Source organism: Microvirga sp. Mcv34 (assembly GCF_024519725.1).
Taxonomy (GTDB): Bacteria; Pseudomonadota; Alphaproteobacteria; order Rhizobiales; family Beijerinckiaceae; genus Microvirga.
On the sequence record NZ_JALJRK010000084.1, the window covers coordinates 1 to 18951 of the forward strand.

The 18951-nt window shown below is 63.3% G+C and carries 11 protein-coding genes and 1 tRNA gene; all 12 read right to left on the minus strand.

All coding sequences use genetic code 11. The features are described 5' to 3' along the window. A partial coding sequence (locus OC446_RS25205) for a cadherin repeat domain-containing protein (protein WP_262031759.1) occupies positions 1-4148 on the minus strand: 4148 nt, incomplete at its 3' end. A gap of 199 nt (positions 4149-4347) precedes the next feature. Beyond that, the gene (rpoC, locus tag OC446_RS25210; protein WP_262031760.1) at positions 4348-8523 is read right to left on the minus strand and encodes a DNA-directed RNA polymerase subunit beta'; all 4176 of its coding nucleotides are present in this window, start codon (positions 8521-8523) and stop codon (positions 4348-4350) included. A 108-nt stretch (positions 8524-8631) separates the two neighbouring features. Continuing rightward, positions 8632-12762 (minus strand): DNA-directed RNA polymerase subunit beta, encoded by a 4131-nt coding sequence (rpoB, locus tag OC446_RS25215; protein WP_262031761.1) that lies wholly within the window; start codon positions 12760-12762, stop codon positions 8632-8634. A 247-nt stretch (positions 12763-13009) separates the two neighbouring features. Then, positions 13010-13387, minus strand: coding sequence for a 50S ribosomal protein L7/L12 (rplL, locus tag OC446_RS25220; protein WP_262031762.1), 378 nt, complete (start codon positions 13385-13387; stop codon positions 13010-13012). 52 nt (positions 13388-13439) lie between these two features. Further along, entirely contained in the window at positions 13440-13958 is a 519-nt protein-coding gene (gene rplJ, locus OC446_RS25225; protein WP_181052130.1) for a 50S ribosomal protein L10, read from the minus strand. 658 nt (positions 13959-14616) lie between these two features. Next, the gene (locus OC446_RS25230) at positions 14617-15909 is read right to left on the minus strand and encodes an RNA polymerase sigma factor (protein WP_262031763.1); all 1293 of its coding nucleotides are present in this window, start codon (positions 15907-15909) and stop codon (positions 14617-14619) included. Between the two features lie 30 nt (positions 15910-15939). Further along, a complete protein-coding gene (locus OC446_RS25235; RefSeq protein WP_262031764.1) occupies positions 15940-16371 on the minus strand; it encodes a YciI family protein in 432 nt (143 codons plus the stop codon). Positions 16372-16554: 183 nt separating this feature from the next. Further along, on the minus strand, positions 16555-17256 hold the full coding sequence (gene rplA, locus OC446_RS25240) for a 50S ribosomal protein L1 (RefSeq protein WP_262031765.1): 702 nt from the start codon (positions 17254-17256) through the stop codon (positions 16555-16557). A 10-nt stretch (positions 17257-17266) separates the two neighbouring features. Further along, entirely contained in the window at positions 17267-17695 is a 429-nt protein-coding gene (gene rplK / locus OC446_RS25245; protein WP_009764285.1) for a 50S ribosomal protein L11, read from the minus strand. A gap of 171 nt (positions 17696-17866) precedes the next feature. Beyond that, on the minus strand, positions 17867-18400 hold the full coding sequence (gene nusG, locus OC446_RS25250) for a transcription termination/antitermination protein NusG (protein ID WP_009764284.1): 534 nt from the start codon (positions 18398-18400) through the stop codon (positions 17867-17869). 12 nt (positions 18401-18412) lie between these two features. Further along, a complete protein-coding gene (gene secE, locus OC446_RS25255) occupies positions 18413-18613 on the minus strand; it encodes a preprotein translocase subunit SecE (RefSeq protein WP_181052124.1) in 201 nt (66 codons plus the stop codon). A 164-nt stretch (positions 18614-18777) separates the two neighbouring features. Further along, positions 18778-18854: transfer RNA gene (locus tag OC446_RS25260), tRNA-Trp, on the minus strand. Positions 18855-18951: the final 97 nt, after the last annotated feature.

Here is an 18951-nt window from a genome sequence, read left to right on the forward strand (position 1 = left end):
TGCCCGCTCTGGTCGGTCGTGCGCACCTTGATCGTGTATTGATCTTTCTGCTCATAATCGAGCAGGAGCCCGTTCTTGACGACGACCTTGTCACCCCGGATCTCGAACCGTCCCCCAGCGTCGTCGAGCAAGGTATAGGTATAACCGCCATCGAGATCCGGATCGATCGTGATCAGCGACCCGACCTCCGTCCCCGCCTCCGCCAATTCGGATACAGGATGGCTCACAAATCTCAGGTCGGTCGGCGCCTCCGCGACATTGGTGACAGTAACCGTCACCTTCTCGATATAGGCGAGCCCCTCCGAGTCGGTGGTCCTGACCCACAGATCGTAGGTGCCGACCTGAGCATCGTCGAGAGTCGATTTGAGAATGATCTCGTTGCTGCCGTCCTCGATCTTGAACAGAGGGTGCTGCCCGTTCGGCAGTGCGCCGCCGAATTCATCGGCCACGAGATCGTAAACGTGGGTGTCGCCGCTCTGATCAATCGTGGCAAGCGTTGCGACCACCGTGCCGGCCGGTGTTCCTTCCGCAACCGGGCCGCCGGTCACAATAATGTCGCTTGGCGCCGTGTTGGTGACCAGGTTGATGGTGAATTCCTGCCATGTGCTCAGTCCGCCGGCATCCGTCACCTTGATCCAGATCGCGGTTTGATCGCCAAGCCCCGCCAACGCGCTTGCATTATCCACGACGAGCTTGCCGTCAACGATCGTGAAGGGACCGCCCGGTTCGATCTGCGTATGCATACCGTTGCCGGTGACGATAACATAGGAATGTGTGTCGCCCAGATCCTCATCGACCGCATGCAACGGGCCTATTTGTCGTCCGCTGCTGGCGGTTGTTGACACACTGGCCGTCACTGACCCCACTGTGCCGAAATCGATAGCCGTCGGCGCTTCGTTGACGTTGTCGAGCGTGACAGTAATCGTTTGCTCGAATGCAGTTCCGGGAGTGCCGGAAATCTCGGCCCGGATCTTGAAGGTGAAAGTGCCGTTCGCATAATCCTCGCGATTCAGAACGGCGGTCTGTCGGAGGTTGTTATCGTCACTGATCGCGAACAGCGTCGCCAGCGTCGCTGCATCCGGGTTGGTATTGCCCTCACCGGCGGTCGAGACTAGCGAGTATGTGTACAAGCCCTGGTCGCCTCCCTGGACGGTCAAGCCGCCGAAATTGGCGATGGGAACCGCGTTTTCCGTGAGCCCGAGGGTGGTCGCTCCTCCCACTCGGACCGAGGTGGGAGCTTCGACCACGTTCGTGACGTTGATCGCGATGTCCTGAATGTAACTCTGTGCCGGGCTGCCGGAATCGGTGGTTTCGATCCTCACGGCGGTAAAGCCGCCATTGTACTGCTCGCGGTCGAGCACGACACCGCTCTTCAGCTTGAGCGCAAAGACGCCGCTCGCCGTGGCTGTCTCCACGATCTCGAAAGGCGAATCGACCGTCGGGATACCATTGGCATCGACGATGCGATAGGTATGCGTCTGCCCCACATCCGCATCGATCGTGGACAGGATCCCGATCATGCGACCGGCTTGCCCGTTTTCGGCAATGGCAATCGTGGTGGCGGGTGCTTCAGCTCCGATGGCCACCTCTACGGCGCTTGGGACCGCATTGGCAGGATCAACCGTAACCGTCACGAGCTGCCATTTGCTCAGGTTATCGGCGTCCTTCGCTCGGATCCAGAGCGTCTGGGGCCCCAGGACGGCACCTAGACCGCCAGCGCTTACCACGAGCTTGCCGTTTGAGATGCTAAAGGCGCCGGCGGCCTCCACGACGCTGTTCTCACCCTCGACGATGGTGAATTCAAGGGCATCGCCATCCGGATCCAGGCCGCGCAAGGTCGCAATCTCGTCCCCGGCCTGTGCGCTCTGCGAGACCCGTGCCGCCGTATTGCCGGCAGTGCCGAAATCGATAGCCGTCGGAGCCTCGTTGACGTCGGTGACGGTGACGACGATCGTCTGCTCGAATGCAGTCCCGGGAACGCCCGCGATCTCGGCGTGAATCTTGAAGCTGAACGTTCCCCCGGCGTATGCCTCGTGATCGAAGGTGCCGATTTTCTTGAGATTCTGCCCGTCGATGGCAAAGAGCTGCGCGAGGGCCTCGGCAGTCGGATCGGTATTGCCTTCGGCAGCGGTCGAGACAAGCGTGTATGTGTAGGTCCCGCTGTCGCCGCCGACATTCACCAATGCTTGAATGGTTTGGGTCGGATCGTTCTCATCGAAGGTCGTGGGGCCGAGGACCGTGATCGCTGTGGGCGCCTCGACGACGTTCGGAACCGTCACGGCGATCGGCTCGACGGCGGTGTGGCCGGCAGAATCCGTGACCCGCAGGTAGAGTGTGAACGCGCCGTCGGTGTAGGCTTCACGATCGAGCGTGACGCCGGCTTTCAGCTTGAGTTTGAACGAGCCTGCGGCATTGCCTGCCACGATCTCGAACGGCGAGCTCGAAAGCGGATTCCCGCCCTGATCGACAATCGCATAGGTCAGTGCGGATACGCCGTCGGGATCCATGGCGGACAGAGAGCCGATGTCCCGCCCGCTCACGCCCAGTTCGGGAATGCTGAGCGCCGTCGCGCCTCCGACCTTGATCGAACCGGGAGTGCTGTTACCGGTGCTTCCGGTAAAGCTGATCGCTTGGATGAAGCTTGCGCCACCTTGATCGGTGACCTTGATGTTGAAGCTGAAGTTCCGCCCTTGTGCATTGCTGGAATCAAGCGTGACGCCATCCTTCAACGCTATGCGATAGCCGGAGGAGGCATCGCCGATGATTTCGACCCGAGAGTTGATTGTCGGGTTTCCGGAGCCGTCCACGATCTGGTAGGTGAAGACCGTATCGCCATTGCCGTCGACGGCCGCCAATTGGCCGAAATCGAAGTTGCTCCCCAACACCCCCGAATACGTCACCGTCGTTCCACCCGCGAGCGTCAGCGCTTCGGGAGCGACGTTGTTGAGGTGGAACCGCTGCTGGAACAGGCCGTTGATCCCGGCATTCGTGCCGGTTCCACCGCCGGACCACATGACGATCCAGTCTCCGTCAGGCAAGGCGACGACGCTTGGCGATTGCTGAACGCCCGACGCGAAGGCGTGAACCAGGATCTCGCTCCCGTTCGCCGTTCCGTCCGCGTTGAACACCTGCTGCCATACATCGGAATTGTTCGTCCAGGTGACGACCCAGCGGCCGCCCGCCAGCATCGTGACGCTGGGTTCCCCGGCAAACACAGCACTGGAATCAACGGGGCCGACCCGGATTTCCTCCGGATGAAGTCGATTGCCATTGATGTCGAAGACCTGCTGGAAGATCCCCTTATGGCCCGGATCCAGGTCCTGCCAGACGACGATCCAGCCACCGCCGGGGATCGCCGTGACGACGGCGTTCTGCTGAACGCCGCTGGTGAACGAGTTGACCCGAACCTCCTCTCTGATCTTGCCGCCGGTGTAATCGTAACGCTGCTGATAGATGCCTGTTGGGTCATCCGATCCGTTACCCTGCCAAGTCACGATCCAGCCTGCGTAAGGATCGAGGGCGCCCAAAAGGGCGGTGATCTCGGCGTTGTGCTGGTTGCCTTCCTGAGTCGTGTTGATGGGAAACTCCTGAGGGAAGCCGCCCGTGGCCGGCTGGCCGCTGGAGTCGTAGCGCTGTTCCATCACATCGATATTGCCGTCGGATCCGACATTCTGCCACGTCACGATCCACCCACCGCCGGCATTGTCGGGAATGGCCGAAATGGATGCCGAACCCTGCCCGAGCGCCGGGGCATGGGAGACGTTCACCTCGGCGCTGGCGGGGCTTCCATTCGCATTGAACACACGTTGGTACACTCCGGCCGTATCCTGTCCGCCGCTGCCGTTCGGGCCCACACCTTCCCAAACCACGACGAAGCGGCCGTCGGACAAGGCGGCGACGCTGGGCGCACTCTGATCACCCGTCGAAGTCGTGTTGACCTGCACTGGGTTGGTGTCGATCTTGACGCCACTGGCATCGAACAGCTGGTAGAAAATATCCTTCTGACCCGCGATAGCGACTTGCCAGACGGCGACGTAACCACTCGCCGGCGGCGGAAAGGCGGAGAGGTTCGGATTATCCGGCGTAAAGTTCACCGCGGTTGTGGCTACGACGGTTTCGACGCCAACTCTTGAAATGGTCTGGGTCATGGAGAGGACTCGCTACAGGTATGTAGGAAAACAACCGCAAGCGAGCCAGAGTATATATGATACGTTGTAATGTAAATATAGTTAAGCTTTGTATAACGGCTCTTGGGAGAACAAGCTTCTCAGCTGCGTCCGCGTTCGCTGGCACGCAATAAAAAGGCCGCCCGGAGGCGGCCTTTTCAATCGGTTGAAGCCTGGCAGCTTATTCAGCCGCGGGAGGCAGCTCGCTGACCTGGGCCTGAGACTCGGAGCGCTTCTGCTGCAGGATCAGCTCGTCACGGTGGGTCGCGACGGCCTTCACCTGGGCGGTGAGCGCACCGGTGCCGGCCGGGATGAGGCTGCCGACGATGACGTTCTCCTTGAGGCCCTCGAGGGTATCGACTTTGCCGTTGACCGCCGCTTCGGTAAGGACGCGTGTGGTCTCCTGGAAGGACGCCGCCGAGATGAAGGAGCGGGTCTGCAGCGAAGCCTTGGTGATACCGAGCAGAACCGGCACGCCTTCGGCGGGCTTCTTCTTCTCGGCCACGAGACGCTCGTTGATCTCCTCGAACTCGAGGCGATCGACCTGCTCGCCGTTGAGCAGCTCGGAATCGCCGCCCTCGGTGACTTCGACCTTCTGCAGCATCTGGCGAACGATCACCTCGATGTGCTTGTCGTTGATGAGCACGCCCTGGAGGCGGTAGACCTCCTGGATCTCATTCACCAGGTAGGCGGCCAGCTCCTCGACGCCCTTGATCGCAAGGATGTCGTGCGGGGCCGGGTTGCCGTCCACGATGAAGTCGCCCACTTCGACCACGTCGCCGTCCTGCAGGTGGATGTGCTTGCCCTTCGGGATCAGGTACTCCACCGGCTCCGAGCCATCGTGCGGGTTCAGCGTCAAACGACGCTTGCTCTTGTAGTCGCGGCCGAACTGGATCGTGCCGGACTTCTCCGCGATGATGGCTGCGTCCTTCGGACGACGGGCCTCGAACAGCTCCGCCACGCGCGGCAGACCGCCCGTGATGTCGCGGGTCTTGGCGCTCTCGGTCGAGACACGGGCGAGGATGTCGCCGGCCTTGACCTTGGAGCCCGGATCGGCCGCGAGGATCGCGTCCACGGGCAGCAGGTAGCGGGCGTCACCGCCACGGGCGACCTTGGCCACCTTGCCGCCGGCACCCTGGATCACCACCGCCGGACGCAGGTCCGCCGTGCGCGGGGAACCGCGCCAGTCGATGACCACGCGCTTGGCGATGCCGGTCGACTCGTCCATCGACTCGATCATCGATGCGCCGTCGACCAGGTCCTCGTAGCCCACCGTACCGTCGATCTCGGTGAGGATCGGACGGGAGTACGGGTCCCACTCCGCGATGCGCTGGCCGCGCTTGATCGTATCGCCCTCGTCGACCTTCAGGCGCGAGCCGTATTGCAGGCGGTGAACCGCCCGCTCGGTGCCGTCATGGCCGATGATCACAACCGCCACGTTGCGGCCCATGACGACGAGGTCGCCGTCGGAGTTGCGCGCAATGTTCTTGTTGCGGAAGCCGATCTTGCCTTCGAAGCTAGACTCGATGAAGGACGAATCCGCGATCTGGGCCGCGCCGCCGATGTGGAAGGTACGCATGGTGAGCTGCGTGCCCGGCTCGCCGATGGACTGCGCCGCGATGACGCCGACAGCCTCGCCGTGGTTGACCGGGGTACCCCGGGCCAGGTCGCGGCCGTAGCAGGTCGCGCAGACGCCGTTCTTCGACTCGCAGACCAGCACCGAGCGGATCTTCACCTCCTGGATACCGGCAGCGCCGATGGCCTCGAGATGATGCTCCTCGATCATCGTGCCCTTTGGAACGATGACGGTGCCGTCCTGGGCGAGCAGGTCCTCCGCCGTGGAACGGCCGAGGATGCGGGAAGCCAGCGACGCGACCACCTGGCCGGCGTCGATGATGGCCCGCATCTTGATGCCCTTCTCGGTGCCGCAATCCGGCTCACGGATGACCGCGTCCTGCGCCACGTCGACGAGACGACGGGTCAGGTAACCCGAGTTCGCCGTCTTGAGCGCGGTGTCGGCCAGACCCTTACGGGCGCCGTGGGTCGAGTTGAAGTACTCGAGAACGTCGAGGCCTTCCTTGAAGTTCGAGATGATCGGCGTCTCGATGATCTCGCCCGACGGCTTGGCCATGAGGCCGCGCATCGCCGCGAGCTGCTTCATCTGGGCCGGCGAACCACGAGCGCCCGAGTGGGACATCATGTAGATCGAGTTCACCGGCTTGTCGCGACCCTGATCGTCCTTCTGGACCGTCGAGATGCGGTTCATCATCTCGGCGGCGAGACGGTCGGAGCACTTCGCCCAGGCGTCGACAACCTTGTTGTACTTCTCGCCCTGGGTGATGAGGCCGTCCTGGTACTGCTGCTCGTAGTCCTTCGCGAGGGCACGGGTCTCCTCGACGATGGACCACTTGTTCTCCGGGATCACCATGTCGTCCTTGCCGAACGAGATGCCGGCGCGGAACGCATTGTAGAAGCCGAGGCCCATGATGCGGTCGCAGAAGATCACCGATTCCTTCTGACCGCAGTGCCGGTACACGGCATCGATCATGTTGGAGATCTCCTTCTTCGTCATGAGCTTGTTCACGACATCGAAGGGGAGCATCGGGTGCTTCGGCAGGAGGCGTGAGAGCATCACGCGGCCGGCCGTGGTGTCGACGATCTTCGACACCGGCTGGCCGTCCTCGCCCAGGCCTTCCCAGCGATAGCGGATCTTCGTGTGGAGCGTGATGACCTTCTCGTTCAGGGCATGCTCGATCTCGCCCATGTCGGCGAAGGCCTTGCCCTGACCGGGCTGACCGTCGGAGACGATGGAGAGATAGTACAGGCCGAGAACGATGTCCTGCGACGGCACAATGATCGGCTGACCGTTGGCCGGGTGCAAGATGTTGTTGGTCGACATCATCAGCACGCGGGCTTCAAGCTGAGCCTCGAGCGAGAGCGGCACGTGGACGGCCATCTGGTCGCCGTCGAAGTCCGCGTTGAACGCGGCGCAGACGAGCGGGTGCAGCTGGATCGCCTTGCCCTCGATCAGGGTGGGCTCGAAGGCCTGGATGCCGAGGCGGTGAAGCGTCGGAGCGCGGTTCAGGAGCACGGGATGCTCGCGGATGACCTCGTCCAGGATGTCCCAGACTTCCGGCTTTTCCTTCTCGACCAGCTTCTTCGCCTGCTTGACGGTGGCGGACAGGCCCCGCGCGTCGAGCTTGGCGTAGATGAACGGCTTGAACAGCTCGAGCGCCATCTTCTTCGGCAGGCCGCACTGGTGCAGCTTGAGCTCCGGACCGACCACGATGACCGAACGGCCCGAGTAGTCGACGCGCTTGCCGAGCAGGTTCTGGCGGAAGCGGCCCTGCTTGCCCTTCAGCATGTCGGCGAGCGACTTCAGCGGACGCTTGTTGGCGCCCGTGATGACGCGGCCGCGACGGCCGTTGTCGAACAGCGCGTCGACGGCCTCCTGGAGCATGCGCTTCTCGTTGCGGACGATGATGTCCGGCGCACGCAGCTCCATCAGGCGCTTCAGGCGGTTGTTGCGGTTGATGACGCGGCGGTAGAGATCGTTCAGGTCCGAGGTCGCGAAACGACCGCCGTCCAGCGGCACGAGCGGACGCAGATCCGGCGGGATCACCGGAACCTCGGTCAGGATCATCCATTCCGGCTTGTTGCCCGACTGGACGAAGGCCTCGATGATCTTGAGGCGCTTCATCAGCTTCTTGGGCTTCAGCTCGGACGTGGTGACGGCGATCTCCTCGCGGATCTCCTGCGCGGTCTTCTCGAGGTCGAGTTCCTGCAGAATCCGGCGGATCGCTTCCGCGCCGATCATGGCCGTGAACGAATCCTCACCATACTCGTCCTGAGCGCGGATGTACTCTTCCTCGGTGAGGAGCTGACGGTCCTTCATAGGCGTCAGGCCCGCATCGACGACGATGTAGGATTCGAAATAGAGGATGCGCTCCAGATCCTTCAGGGTCATGTCGAGCAGCAGACCGATGCGGCTCGGCAGGGACTTCAGGAACCAGATGTGAGCGACGGGCGCAGCCAGGGAGATGTGGCCCATGCGGTCGCGACGGACGCGGGCCAGCGTCACCTCGACGCCGCACTTCTCGCAGATGACGCCCTTGTACTTCATGCGCTTGTACTTGCCGCACAGGCACTCGTAGTCCTTGATGGGACCGAAGATGCGCGCGCAGAACAAGCCGTCGCGCTCGGGCTTGAACGTACGGTAGTTGATGGTCTCCGGCTTCTTGATCTCGCCATAGGACCAGGACAGAATCTTCTCAGGGCTCGCGATCGAGATCTTGATCTGATCGAAGCTCTGCGGCTGGGCCGTCTGGTTGAAGAGATTCATGACCTCTTGATTCATCGCCGTCTCCTGGGCTGAAGGGCGCTTACATAAGCACCCTCACCGGCAATTGCATGAGGCCGCGGCACGAAAGCCGCGGCCGAACGTCGAATTTGAAGCGCCTGGCGCTTACTCGGCCGCCTCGGACGGAGGCAGCTGCTCCGCCTCGTTGGCGGCCTTCTTGGAGTTGGTCAGCTCCACGTTGAGGCCGAGCGAGCGCATTTCCTTCACGAGAACGTTGAAGCTCTCCGGAATGCCCGACTCGAACGTGTCGTCGCCGCGCACGATGGCCTCGTAGACCTTCGTACGGCCGGCCACGTCGTCCGACTTGACCGTGAGCATTTCCTGCAGCGTGTAGGCGGCGCCGTAAGCCTCCAGAGCCCAGACCTCCATTTCGCCGAAGCGCTGGCCGCCGAACTGGGCCTTACCGCCCAGCGGCTGCTGGGTGACGAGGCTGTAGGGACCGATGGAGCGGGCGTGGATCTTGTCGTCCACGAGGTGGTGGAGCTTCAGCATGTAGATGTAGCCCACGGTCACCTTGCGGTCGAACGCCTCGCCGGTCTTGCCGTCGTAGAGCGTCACCTGACCCGAGGGATCGAGACCGGCCTTCTGGAGCATGGCCTCGATGTCCGATTCCTTCGCGCCGTCGAAGACGGGCGTAGCGAACGGAACGCCGCGACGCAGCTTCCGGCCGAGCTCGACCAGCTCCTCGTCGTCAGCCTGCTCGATTTCCGGCAGGTTGCCGTAGATCGACACGAGCTGCTCGCGAAGCGCCGTCGTCTTGCCCGACTTCATGTAGGCGTCGACGGCCTGAGCGACCTGCTTGCCGAGACCGGCGGCGGCCCAGCCCAAGTGCGTCTCAAGGATCTGACCCACGTTCATGCGGCTCGGCACACCCAGCGGGTTGAGCACAATATCCGCGTGGGTGCCGTCCTCGAGGAACGGCATGTCCTCGATGGGCACGATCCGCGACACGACACCCTTGTTGCCGTGACGGCCGGCCATCTTGTCGCCCGGCTGGATCTTGCGCTTCACAGCCACGAAGACCTTGACCATCTTCATGACGCCCGGAGGCAGCTCGTCGCCGCGCTGCAGCTTCTCGACCTTGTCGAGGAAGCGCTGCTCAAGGCGCTTCTTCGACTCGTCGTACTGCTTCTGCATGGCCTCGATCTCGGTCATCAGAGCATCGTCTTCAACCGCGAACTGCCACCACTGCGACCGCGGGAACTCGTTGAGGAGCTCGCGGGTGATCGGCGCGTCCTTCTTGTAGCCCTTCGGGCCCGCAACGCCGGTCCGGCCCGAGAGGATCTCGGCCAGACGCGCATAGGTGTTGCGGTCGAGGATCGCCTGCTCGTCGTCCCGGTCCTTCGCGAGACGCTCGATCTCCTCGCGCTCGATGGCCTGGGCGCGCTCGTCCTTGTCGACGCCGTGACGGTTGAAGACACGGACTTCCACGATGGTGCCGGTCACGCCCGGGGGCACGCGCAGCGAGGTATCGCGGACGTCGGAGGCCTTCTCGCCGAAGATGGCGCGGAGAAGCTTCTCTTCCGGCGTCATCGGGCTTTCGCCCTTCGGCGTGATCTTGCCGACGAGGATGTCGCCCGCATGAACCTCGGCGCCGATATACACGATGCCGGCTTCGTCGAGGTTCTTCAGCGCCTCTTCCGACACGTTCGGAATGTCGCGCGTGATTTCCTCGGGGCCCAGCTTCGTGTCGCGGGCCATCACTTCGAATTCCTCGATGTGGATCGAGGTGAAGACGTCTTCCTTCACGATCCGCTCGGAGAGCAGGATCGAGTCTTCGAAGTTGTAGCCGTTCCACGGCATGAACGCGACGAGCACGTTCCGGCCGAGCGCCAGCTCGCCGTACTCGGTCGACGGACCGTCGGCGATGATGTCGCCCTTGCGCACGACGTCGCCGGCGCGCACCAGCGGCTTCTGCGTGATGCAGGTCGACTGGTTGGAGCGCTGGAACTTCTGCAGGCGGTAGATGTCGACGCCCGGACGGGTCGGGTCCGTGTTCTCCGTCGCGCGGATAACGATACGGGTCGCGTCCACCTGGTCGACGATGCCGGTGCGGCGGGCCGCGATCGCAGCGCCCGAATCACGGGCGACGACCGCTTCCATGCCGGTGCCGACGAACGGAGCGTCCGCCTGAACCAGAGGCACGGCCTGACGCTGCATGTTCGAGCCCATGAGAGCGCGGTTCGCGTCATCGTTCTCGAGGAACGGGATGAGCGCGGCAGCGACAGACACGAGCTGCTTCGGCGACACTTCCATCAGGTCCACGCGATCGGGAGCCGCGACGATGTTTTCACCGGCGCGACGGCAGATCACGAGTTCTTCCGTCAGGGTGCCGTTTTCATCCAGCGTCGAGTTCGCCTGGGCGATGTTGTACTTCGCCTCTTCCATGGCCGAGAGGTAGATCACCTCGTCGGTCACACGGCTGTCGCGCACGCGGCGGAACGGCGTCTCGATGAAGCCGTACTTGTTGACGCGCGCGAAGGTGGCCAGCGAGTTGATCAGACCGATGTTCGGGCCTTCCGGCGTCTCGATCGGGCAGATGCGGCCGTAATGGGTCGGGTGCACGTCGCGCACCTCGAAGCCGGCGCGCTCGCGGGTCAGACCGCCCGGGCCGAGGGCCGAGAGGCGACGCTTGTGCGTGACTTCCGAGAGCGGGTTCGTCTGGTCCATGAACTGCGACAGCTGCGAGGAGCCGAAGAACTCGCGCACGGCGGCGGCGGCAGGCTTCGCGTTGATCAGGTCCTGCGGCATGACGGTGTCGATATCGACCGACGACATGCGCTCCTTGATCGCGCGCTCCATGCGCAGCAGTCCGAGGCGGTACTGGTTCTCCATGAGCTCGCCGACCGAGCGCACGCGGCGGTTGCCGAGGTGGTCGATGTCGTCGATCTCGCCCTTGCCGTCGCGCAGGTCCACCAGCGCCTTCGTGACCGCCAGGATATCCTCGCGGCGAAGGGTGCGCACGGTGTCCTCGGCGTCGAGGTCCAGGCGCATGTTCATCTTCACGCGGCCGACCGCCGAGAGGTCGTAACGCTCGGGATCGAAGAACAGCGAGTTGAACATCGCTTCCGCCGTCTCGAGGATCGGCGGCTCGCCCGGACGCATGACCCGGTAGATGTCGAACAGGGCGTCCTCGCGGGAGGAGGCCTTGTCGATAGCGAGCGTGTTGCGGATGTAGGGGCCGACCGTGACGTGGTCGATGTCGAGCACCGGGATCTCGGTGAACCCGGCCTCTTCCAGGCCCTTCAGCAGCTTCTCGGTGATCTCGTCGCCCGCCTCGGCGTAGATTTCGCCGGTCTTGGGGTTCACGAGGTCTTCGCCGATGTACTGGCCGTAGAGGTCCTCGTCCGTCGCGCGCAGGTTCTGGAGGCCCTTCTCGGCGAGCTGGCGGGCGGCACGCGCCGTCAGCTTCTTGCCAGCCTCGAGCACGATCTCGCCCGACTTGGCGTCGATCAGGTCGACGGAGGCCTTGAAGCCCTTCATGCGCTCCGCGTCGAACGGCACGGACCAGGCATCCCCATCACGGGTATAGGTGATGTGGTTGTAGAAAGTGTTGAGGATCTCCTCGCCGTCGAGACCGAGGGCGTAGAGCAGCGACGTCGCCGGAAGCTTACGCTTGCGGTCGATGCGGGCGTACACGATGTCCTTGGCATCGAACTCGATGTCGAGCCAGGAGCCGCGATAGGGGATGATGCGGGCGGCGAACAGCAGCTTGCCCGAGGAATGCGTCTTGCCCTTGTCGTGGTCGAAGAACACACCAGGCGAACGGTGCATCTGGGAGACGATGACGCGCTCGGTGCCGTTCACGATGAAGGTGCCGTTGTCGGTCATGAGCGGCATGTCGCCCATGTAGACGTCCTGCTCCTTGATGTCCTTCACGGAGCGGGCGCCGGTATCCGGGTCCACATCGAACACGATGAGGCGCAGCGTGACCTTGAGCGGCGCAGCGAAGGTCATCCCCCGCTGGCGGCACTCGTCCACGTCGTATTTCGGGGGCTCGAACGTATACTTCACGAATTCGAGCAGGGCAGTATTCGAAAAGTCCGAAATCGGGAAAACCGATTTGAAGACGGCTTGCAAGCCCTCTTCCGGCCGGCCACCCTTTGGCTCTTCGACCATCAGGAACTGGTCGTAAGATGCCTTCTGAACCTCGATAAGGTTCGGCATCTCCGCCACTTCCTTGATTTTCCCGAAGAACTTGCGAATGCGCTTCCGGCCGATCAGTGTGTTGGCCATCTGGACCTCGTTCCTCATACACGGCTAATCGAGAACCCCGAAAGGTCAGGCTCCTCGATTAGCCGCCCGGCGGCTCAATCCGCCCGCTAACCGCAAGAATTCAGGTCGTTTTTCAGACCTGCCGACATGTCGCCCAGAAGCCCGGCCTCTTTGACGACACAACGGCCCCAGGCAAAGTCGCCTGGGACCGTGTGTTTTGAGCCCCGATTTCTCGGGGGTAACCCTGCGACCCTGAAGGGCCGCAAAATTACTTAAGCTCGACCTTGGCGCCGACCTTCTCGAGGGTCGCCTTGATCTTCTCGGCTTCGTCCTTGGAAGCGCCTTCCTTAACGGGCTTCGGCGCACCTTCGACGAGGTCCTTAGCTTCCTTCAGGCCCAGGCCCGTGATGCCACGGACTTCCTTGATGACCTCGATCTTCTTGTCGCCGGCCGAAGCCAGGACGACCGTGAACTCGGTCTGCTCTTCAACAGGAGCAGCGCCAGCGCCAGCGCCGGGAGCGGCAGCAACGGCAACAGCAGCGGCGGCGGAGACGCCCCACTTCTCTTCGAGCATCTTCGAGAGCTCGGCGGCCTCGAGAACGGTCAGCGACGAAAGATCGTCAACGAGCTTGGCAAGATCAGCCATTTCTTAGTTCCTTAAGTTCAGTTCGAACGGTTTGATGGTTGAGGTTACGGCCTCACGCCGCTTCGCCTGTCTTGGCATAGGCCCCGAACACGCGGGCGAGCTTCGCCGCCGGCGCAGTGCTGAGCTGAGCGATCTTCGTAGCCGGGGCCTGGATGAGGCCGACGAGCTTACCGCGCAGTTCATCGAGGGACGGCAGAGTGGCAAGCGCCTTCACTCCGTCCACGTTCAGGGCGGTCGCGCCCATTGCGCCGCCGAGGATCACGAGCTTGTCGTTACCCTTGGCGAAATCGACAGCGACCTTGGGAGCCGCGACCGGATCGCTCGAATAAGCGATCAGGGTCGGACCTTTCATAAGGCCCGAGATAGACGCGACGTCCTTGCCTTCGAGAGCGATTTTGGCGAGGCTGTTTTTTGCGACCTTCACGGTGGCGCCGGCCTGCTTCATCTGCGAACGCAGCTTCTGCATGTCGGCGACCGTGAGACCAGCATAGTGGGCGACGACGACAACGCTCGTGGTGTTAAACACGTCGTTGAGAGTCGAGACGAGCTCGCGCTTTGCTGCTCTTTCCACTGGGCTCTCTCCGGTTGGCGGAAATGTCCGCCGGTTGCATTTGCCGTTCAAGGCCCGGACTTGCATCCGAGGCATCTTAAACGACGCTCTCGCAAGCCCTGTCCCCCAAATGACGCCTGGCGGCGCACCGGGTGAGATGGTTCGAACCGATCCTCTTCACCTGCGTTGACGCAGGCATAAAAAACTCGGCTTCCCCGTCTATGCAGGCCCTTTCGAATTAAACCGGCAAGCCGGCACCTGCAGTCTCGGACAGGACATAGCCGGAACGCGCCAAAGGTTACCCCTTAGCTCGCCGGCTTGTCACCGCCCCGTCTCCGGGACGGATTCGCAGCCGAAGGCACACGCAAAAGCGGAGCCTCGGCATATGTTGGAAACTCAAAGATCCCCTATAATCCCTTTTTGCCCCCTTGCCAAGGGGCAGGGTAGGATAAGTTTAAGGTTTTTATGGCCGCGGGCGGGTGGACCGCCTGGACGCGACCCGGACGGGGATGGCCTGAGGCGGCGGCGACGCGATGTAGCCGCGCAGCGCCAGGTATCCGGTCAAGATCAGCCCAATGGCGCCAATTAACTCGATCATGGCAAATAGACCCCTGCTCCTACCTGCAACAATGTGATGGCTGGCGGTGCGATATTCAAGCCCTAATTCGCCACGTCTTCCCTAAGGGGATTCCTGCCGGTCGAATTCGTCCATCCGGCGGGTGCAGGCCCCTGCCCTCGCGAGAAGATACGCGCGCTCGCGTTCGTTGCAGCTCAAGGAGGCCGCCAGCTCGAACTGACCTCGGGCCTCGGGGAGCCGGCCAGCCCGGAATAGGAAGTCGCCCCTCGCAGCCGGCAGAGGGGCATAATGAGCCAGGGTCGCCGGATCGATCTCGTCCAGGAGCCTCAGGCCGGCCTCTGGGCCGAAAGCCATGCTGTGCGCCACCGCCCGGTTGAGATCGACCACAGGGGACGGCATGACGTGGCGGAGCAGGTCATAGATCCCGGCGATGCGCGCCCAATCCGTGTCCTCCGCTCGCGGCGCGCGGGCGTGACAGGCGGCGAGCGCGGCCTGGAGGACATAAGGCCCGGGGGCGCCGCCCAGCGTCTGCGCACGCCCCAGGGCCAGCAGGCCGCGGCGGATCAGAAGCCTGTCCCACCGCCCTCTGTTCTGTTCGGTCAGGGGGATCGGCAGGCCGTCCTGGCCGATGCGGGCTGCCAGGCGCGAGGCTTGGATCTCTACCAAGGCCAGCAGGCCGAGGATCTCCGGCTCCTCGGGGGCAAGGCCGGCGAGGATCCGGGCTAGGCGTTGGGCCTCGGCGCACAGAACCGGACGGGTCAGGGTCCCTCCGGACGTCGCCGAATAACCCTCATTGAAGATCAGGTAGATCACCGCCAGAACCGAGGAGAGGCGCTCCTGCCGCTCCCTGCCCCGCGGAACCTCGAAGGACAGACCGGCCTTGCCGAGCGTCCTCTTCGCCCGGACGATACGCTGGGCAATGGTCGCCTCGCTGGCCAGATAGGCCCGGGCGATCTCCTCTGTGGTCAGCCCACCGATCAGGCGCAAGGTCAGGGCCACCCGCGCCTCCGGCGTGAGGATCGGGTGGCAGGCGACGAAGATCAGGCTCAGCAGTTCGTCCCCGACCTCGTCGTCCATGGCCGCTTCGATCGCCTCGAAGCCGGAATGGTCTTCCTCGGTGAGGTCGCGGCCGATCTCCGCATGTTTGCGGTCGAGCATGCGGCGGCGGCGCAGGAGATCGATGGCCCGGCGCCGGGCGGCGGCATTCAGCCAGGCGCCGGGATTGGCTGGGATTCCGGTTTTCGGCCATTCGGATAGGGCCGTGACGAACGCATCCTGGGCCAGCTCCTCGGCCAATCCGACATCGCGCACCATCCGGGCCAGGCTCGCGATAAGCCTGACCCGCTCGATCCGGAAGATCGTCTCGATGGTGCGGGGGAGGTCGCTGATCGTCACGGTCCTGCGTGGCAATATAAGGCGCGCGGGTTACTGGCCTGAGACCCGGGCGCGGAGCTGGTTCTCACGCTCGGCGAGCTCCGGCGTGACGACATCGCCGAAATCGGCCAGCTCGTAGAACGGGCGGATCTCGATCTCGCTCGGGCCGGGCATCGGATTGGGGCAGCGTTTCACCCATTCGACCGCTTCGGCCATGTCCTTGACCTCCCAGATCCAGAACCCGGCGACCAGCTCGCGGGTCTCAGCGAAGGGGCCGTCAGTGACGGTGCGGCCGGGCCCGTCGAAGGCCACCCGCTTTCCCTCGGATGAGGGCTTGAGCCCGTCGCCGGCCAGGAGAATGCCGGCGTTGACCAGCTCCTCGTTGAAGCGGCCCATGGCCTCGAACATCTCGGTGAGCTCGGCCGAGGGCTTGAGGCCCGCCTCGCTGTCCTCTGTCGCCTTCACCAGTACCATCACACGCATCGTCTCATCTCCTTGTGCTCGGGGAGAGCCGAACGGGCTCTCCTGATCCTACGACGAACGGGGATCGGCCGGATCGACAGGCCGTTTGATGTTTTTGCACCAGAAACGACGGGAATGGGATTGGCCAAAAGAAAAAGCCCGGCGCGAAGGCCGGGCTTTTCCGATTGTCTGGCAATGGGCCGGTTAGCCGCCGATCACCGAGGAGGGATCGACCTTCACGCCCGGGCCCATCGTCGAGGAGACGGCGATGCGCTGAATGTAGGTGCCCTTGGCGCCCGTGGGCTTCGCCTTGGAGACCGCATCGGCGAACGCCTTGATGTTCTCCACCAGCTTGCCCTCGTCGAAGGAGGCCTTGCCGATGCCGGCATGCACGATACCGGCCTTCTCGACGCGGAACTCGACGGCGCCGCCCTTGGCGGCCTCGACGGCACCCTTCACGTCCATGGTGACCGTTCCGACCTTCGGGTTCGGCATCAGGCCGCGCGGGCCGAGAACCTTACCGAGACGGCCGACGAGCGGCATCATGTCCGGGGTGGCGATGCAGCGATCGAAGTCGATCGTGCCACCGTTGACGGACTCGAAGAGCTCCTCGGCGCCCACGATGTCGGCACCGGCAGCCTTGGCCTCATCGGCCTTGGCGCCGCGGGCGAAGACGGCAACGCGAACCGTACGGCCGGAGCCGTTCGGCAGGTTGCAGACGCCGCGGACCATCTGGTCGGCGTGACGGGGATCGACGCCGAGGTTCATCGAGATCTCGATGGTCTCGTCGAACTTCGCCTTGGCGCGTTCCTTGATCAGCTTCACCGCGTCCTGGATCGGATAGAGCTTGGTGACCTCGATGCCCTCGCGGGCCGCGCGGATGCGCTTACCTTCTTTCACAGCCATCATGCCCTCCTTACGCCACTTCCATGCCCATCGAGCGCGCGGAGCCCTCGATCATGGCCATGGCGGATTCAACGGTGTCGCAGTTGAGATCGACCATCTTCTTCTCGGCGATCTCGCGGATCTGGTCGCGGGTGACGCGACCGACGGTGCCGCCCTTGCCGGGGGTCTGCGAACCCTTGTCGATCTTCGCGGCCTTCTTCAGCCAGTACGAGACCGGGGGCTGCTTCATCTCGAAGGTGAAGGAACGATCCTGATACGCGGTGATGATCACCGGGATCGGGGTGCCCTTCTCCATCTGCGAGGTCTTCGCGTTGAAGGCCTTGCAGAATTCCATAATGTTCAGGCCGCGCTGACCGAGCGCCGGACCGATCGGCGGCGACGGGTTGGCTGCGCCCGCGGGCACTTGAAGCTTAACGTAGCCCGAGATTTTCTTTGCCATAGGACTGCTCCCAATGGACCAACCGCCCGGCGCCAACCGAGCGGAATGGCAGTTGCAGATCGCGGTGCAGTCTGTACGCCCCGGCTGGCGACCGGGCAGACCTCCCGCGGATGGAAGCCCCTATCAAGGGGCCTGGAAAGGGCTACCGGAAAGGTGCCACTTCCCTTCCGGTCAGATCTTTTCGACCTGACCGTATTCAAGCTCGACCGGCGTCGCGCGGCCGAAGATGGACACCGCCACCTTGAGGCGGGCCCGGGCGTCGTCGACTTCCTCGACCACGCCGTTGAACGAGGCGAACGGACCGTCGGAGACGCGCACCTGCTCGCCGACCTCGAAGCTGACGGACGGCTTGGGATGATCGACACCCTCGGCCACCTGGCCCTTGATCCGCTCGGCTTCCCGATCCGGGATCGGAACCGGCTTGGACTTATCGGCCCCAAGGAAGCCCGTCACCTTCGGCGTATTCTTGATGAGATGGTACACCTCGTCGGTCAGGTCGCACTTCACCAGGACGTAACCCGGGAAGAACTTGCGCTCCGTATCGACCTTACGGCCGCGGCGCACCTCGACGACCTTCTCGGTCGGGACCATGACTTCGTCGAACTTGTCTTCCAGGCCACGCTGCGCCGCCTGGTCCTTGATCGACTGTGCGACCTTGTTTTCGAAATTCGAATAGGCGTGGACGATGTACCAACGCTTCGTCATTGCATCCACTCCTTAACCGCCAAGCCCGAGGATCACCGAGCGAACGCCCCAGCCGAGGGCCTGGTCGACGACCAAGAAGAAGATGCTGGCGACCACCACCATCACGAACACCATCGCGGTCGTGATCATCGTCTCCTTGCGCGTCGGCCACGTGACCTTCGCTGCTTCCGAGCGGACCTGCTGTATGAAATCGAACGGGTTCGTCTTCGCCATTTCGCTTGCGTCCACATCGCCTTGAGAGCGGCTGCGAACGTCCTCTAAGGGCACGCTTGAGCCCAAATTGAAGGGGCGCGAGGCTGCTTTTCGAGCCTCGCGCCACCTGTTCAAACCATCTACGGGGCGCTTCTCTAACGCAAAACGCCCGCTTTGTCGACCGCTGGCAGGAGTGGAGGGACTCGAACCCCCAACCCCCGGTTTTGGAGACCGGTGCTCTAGCCGATTGAGCTACACTCCTCCGGCGGTCAACAGGCGGCGGAAACCCGCCGCCTGGATCGGTATTAATCCATCACGGAAGCGACGACGCCGGCGCCGACGGTACGGCCGCCTTCACG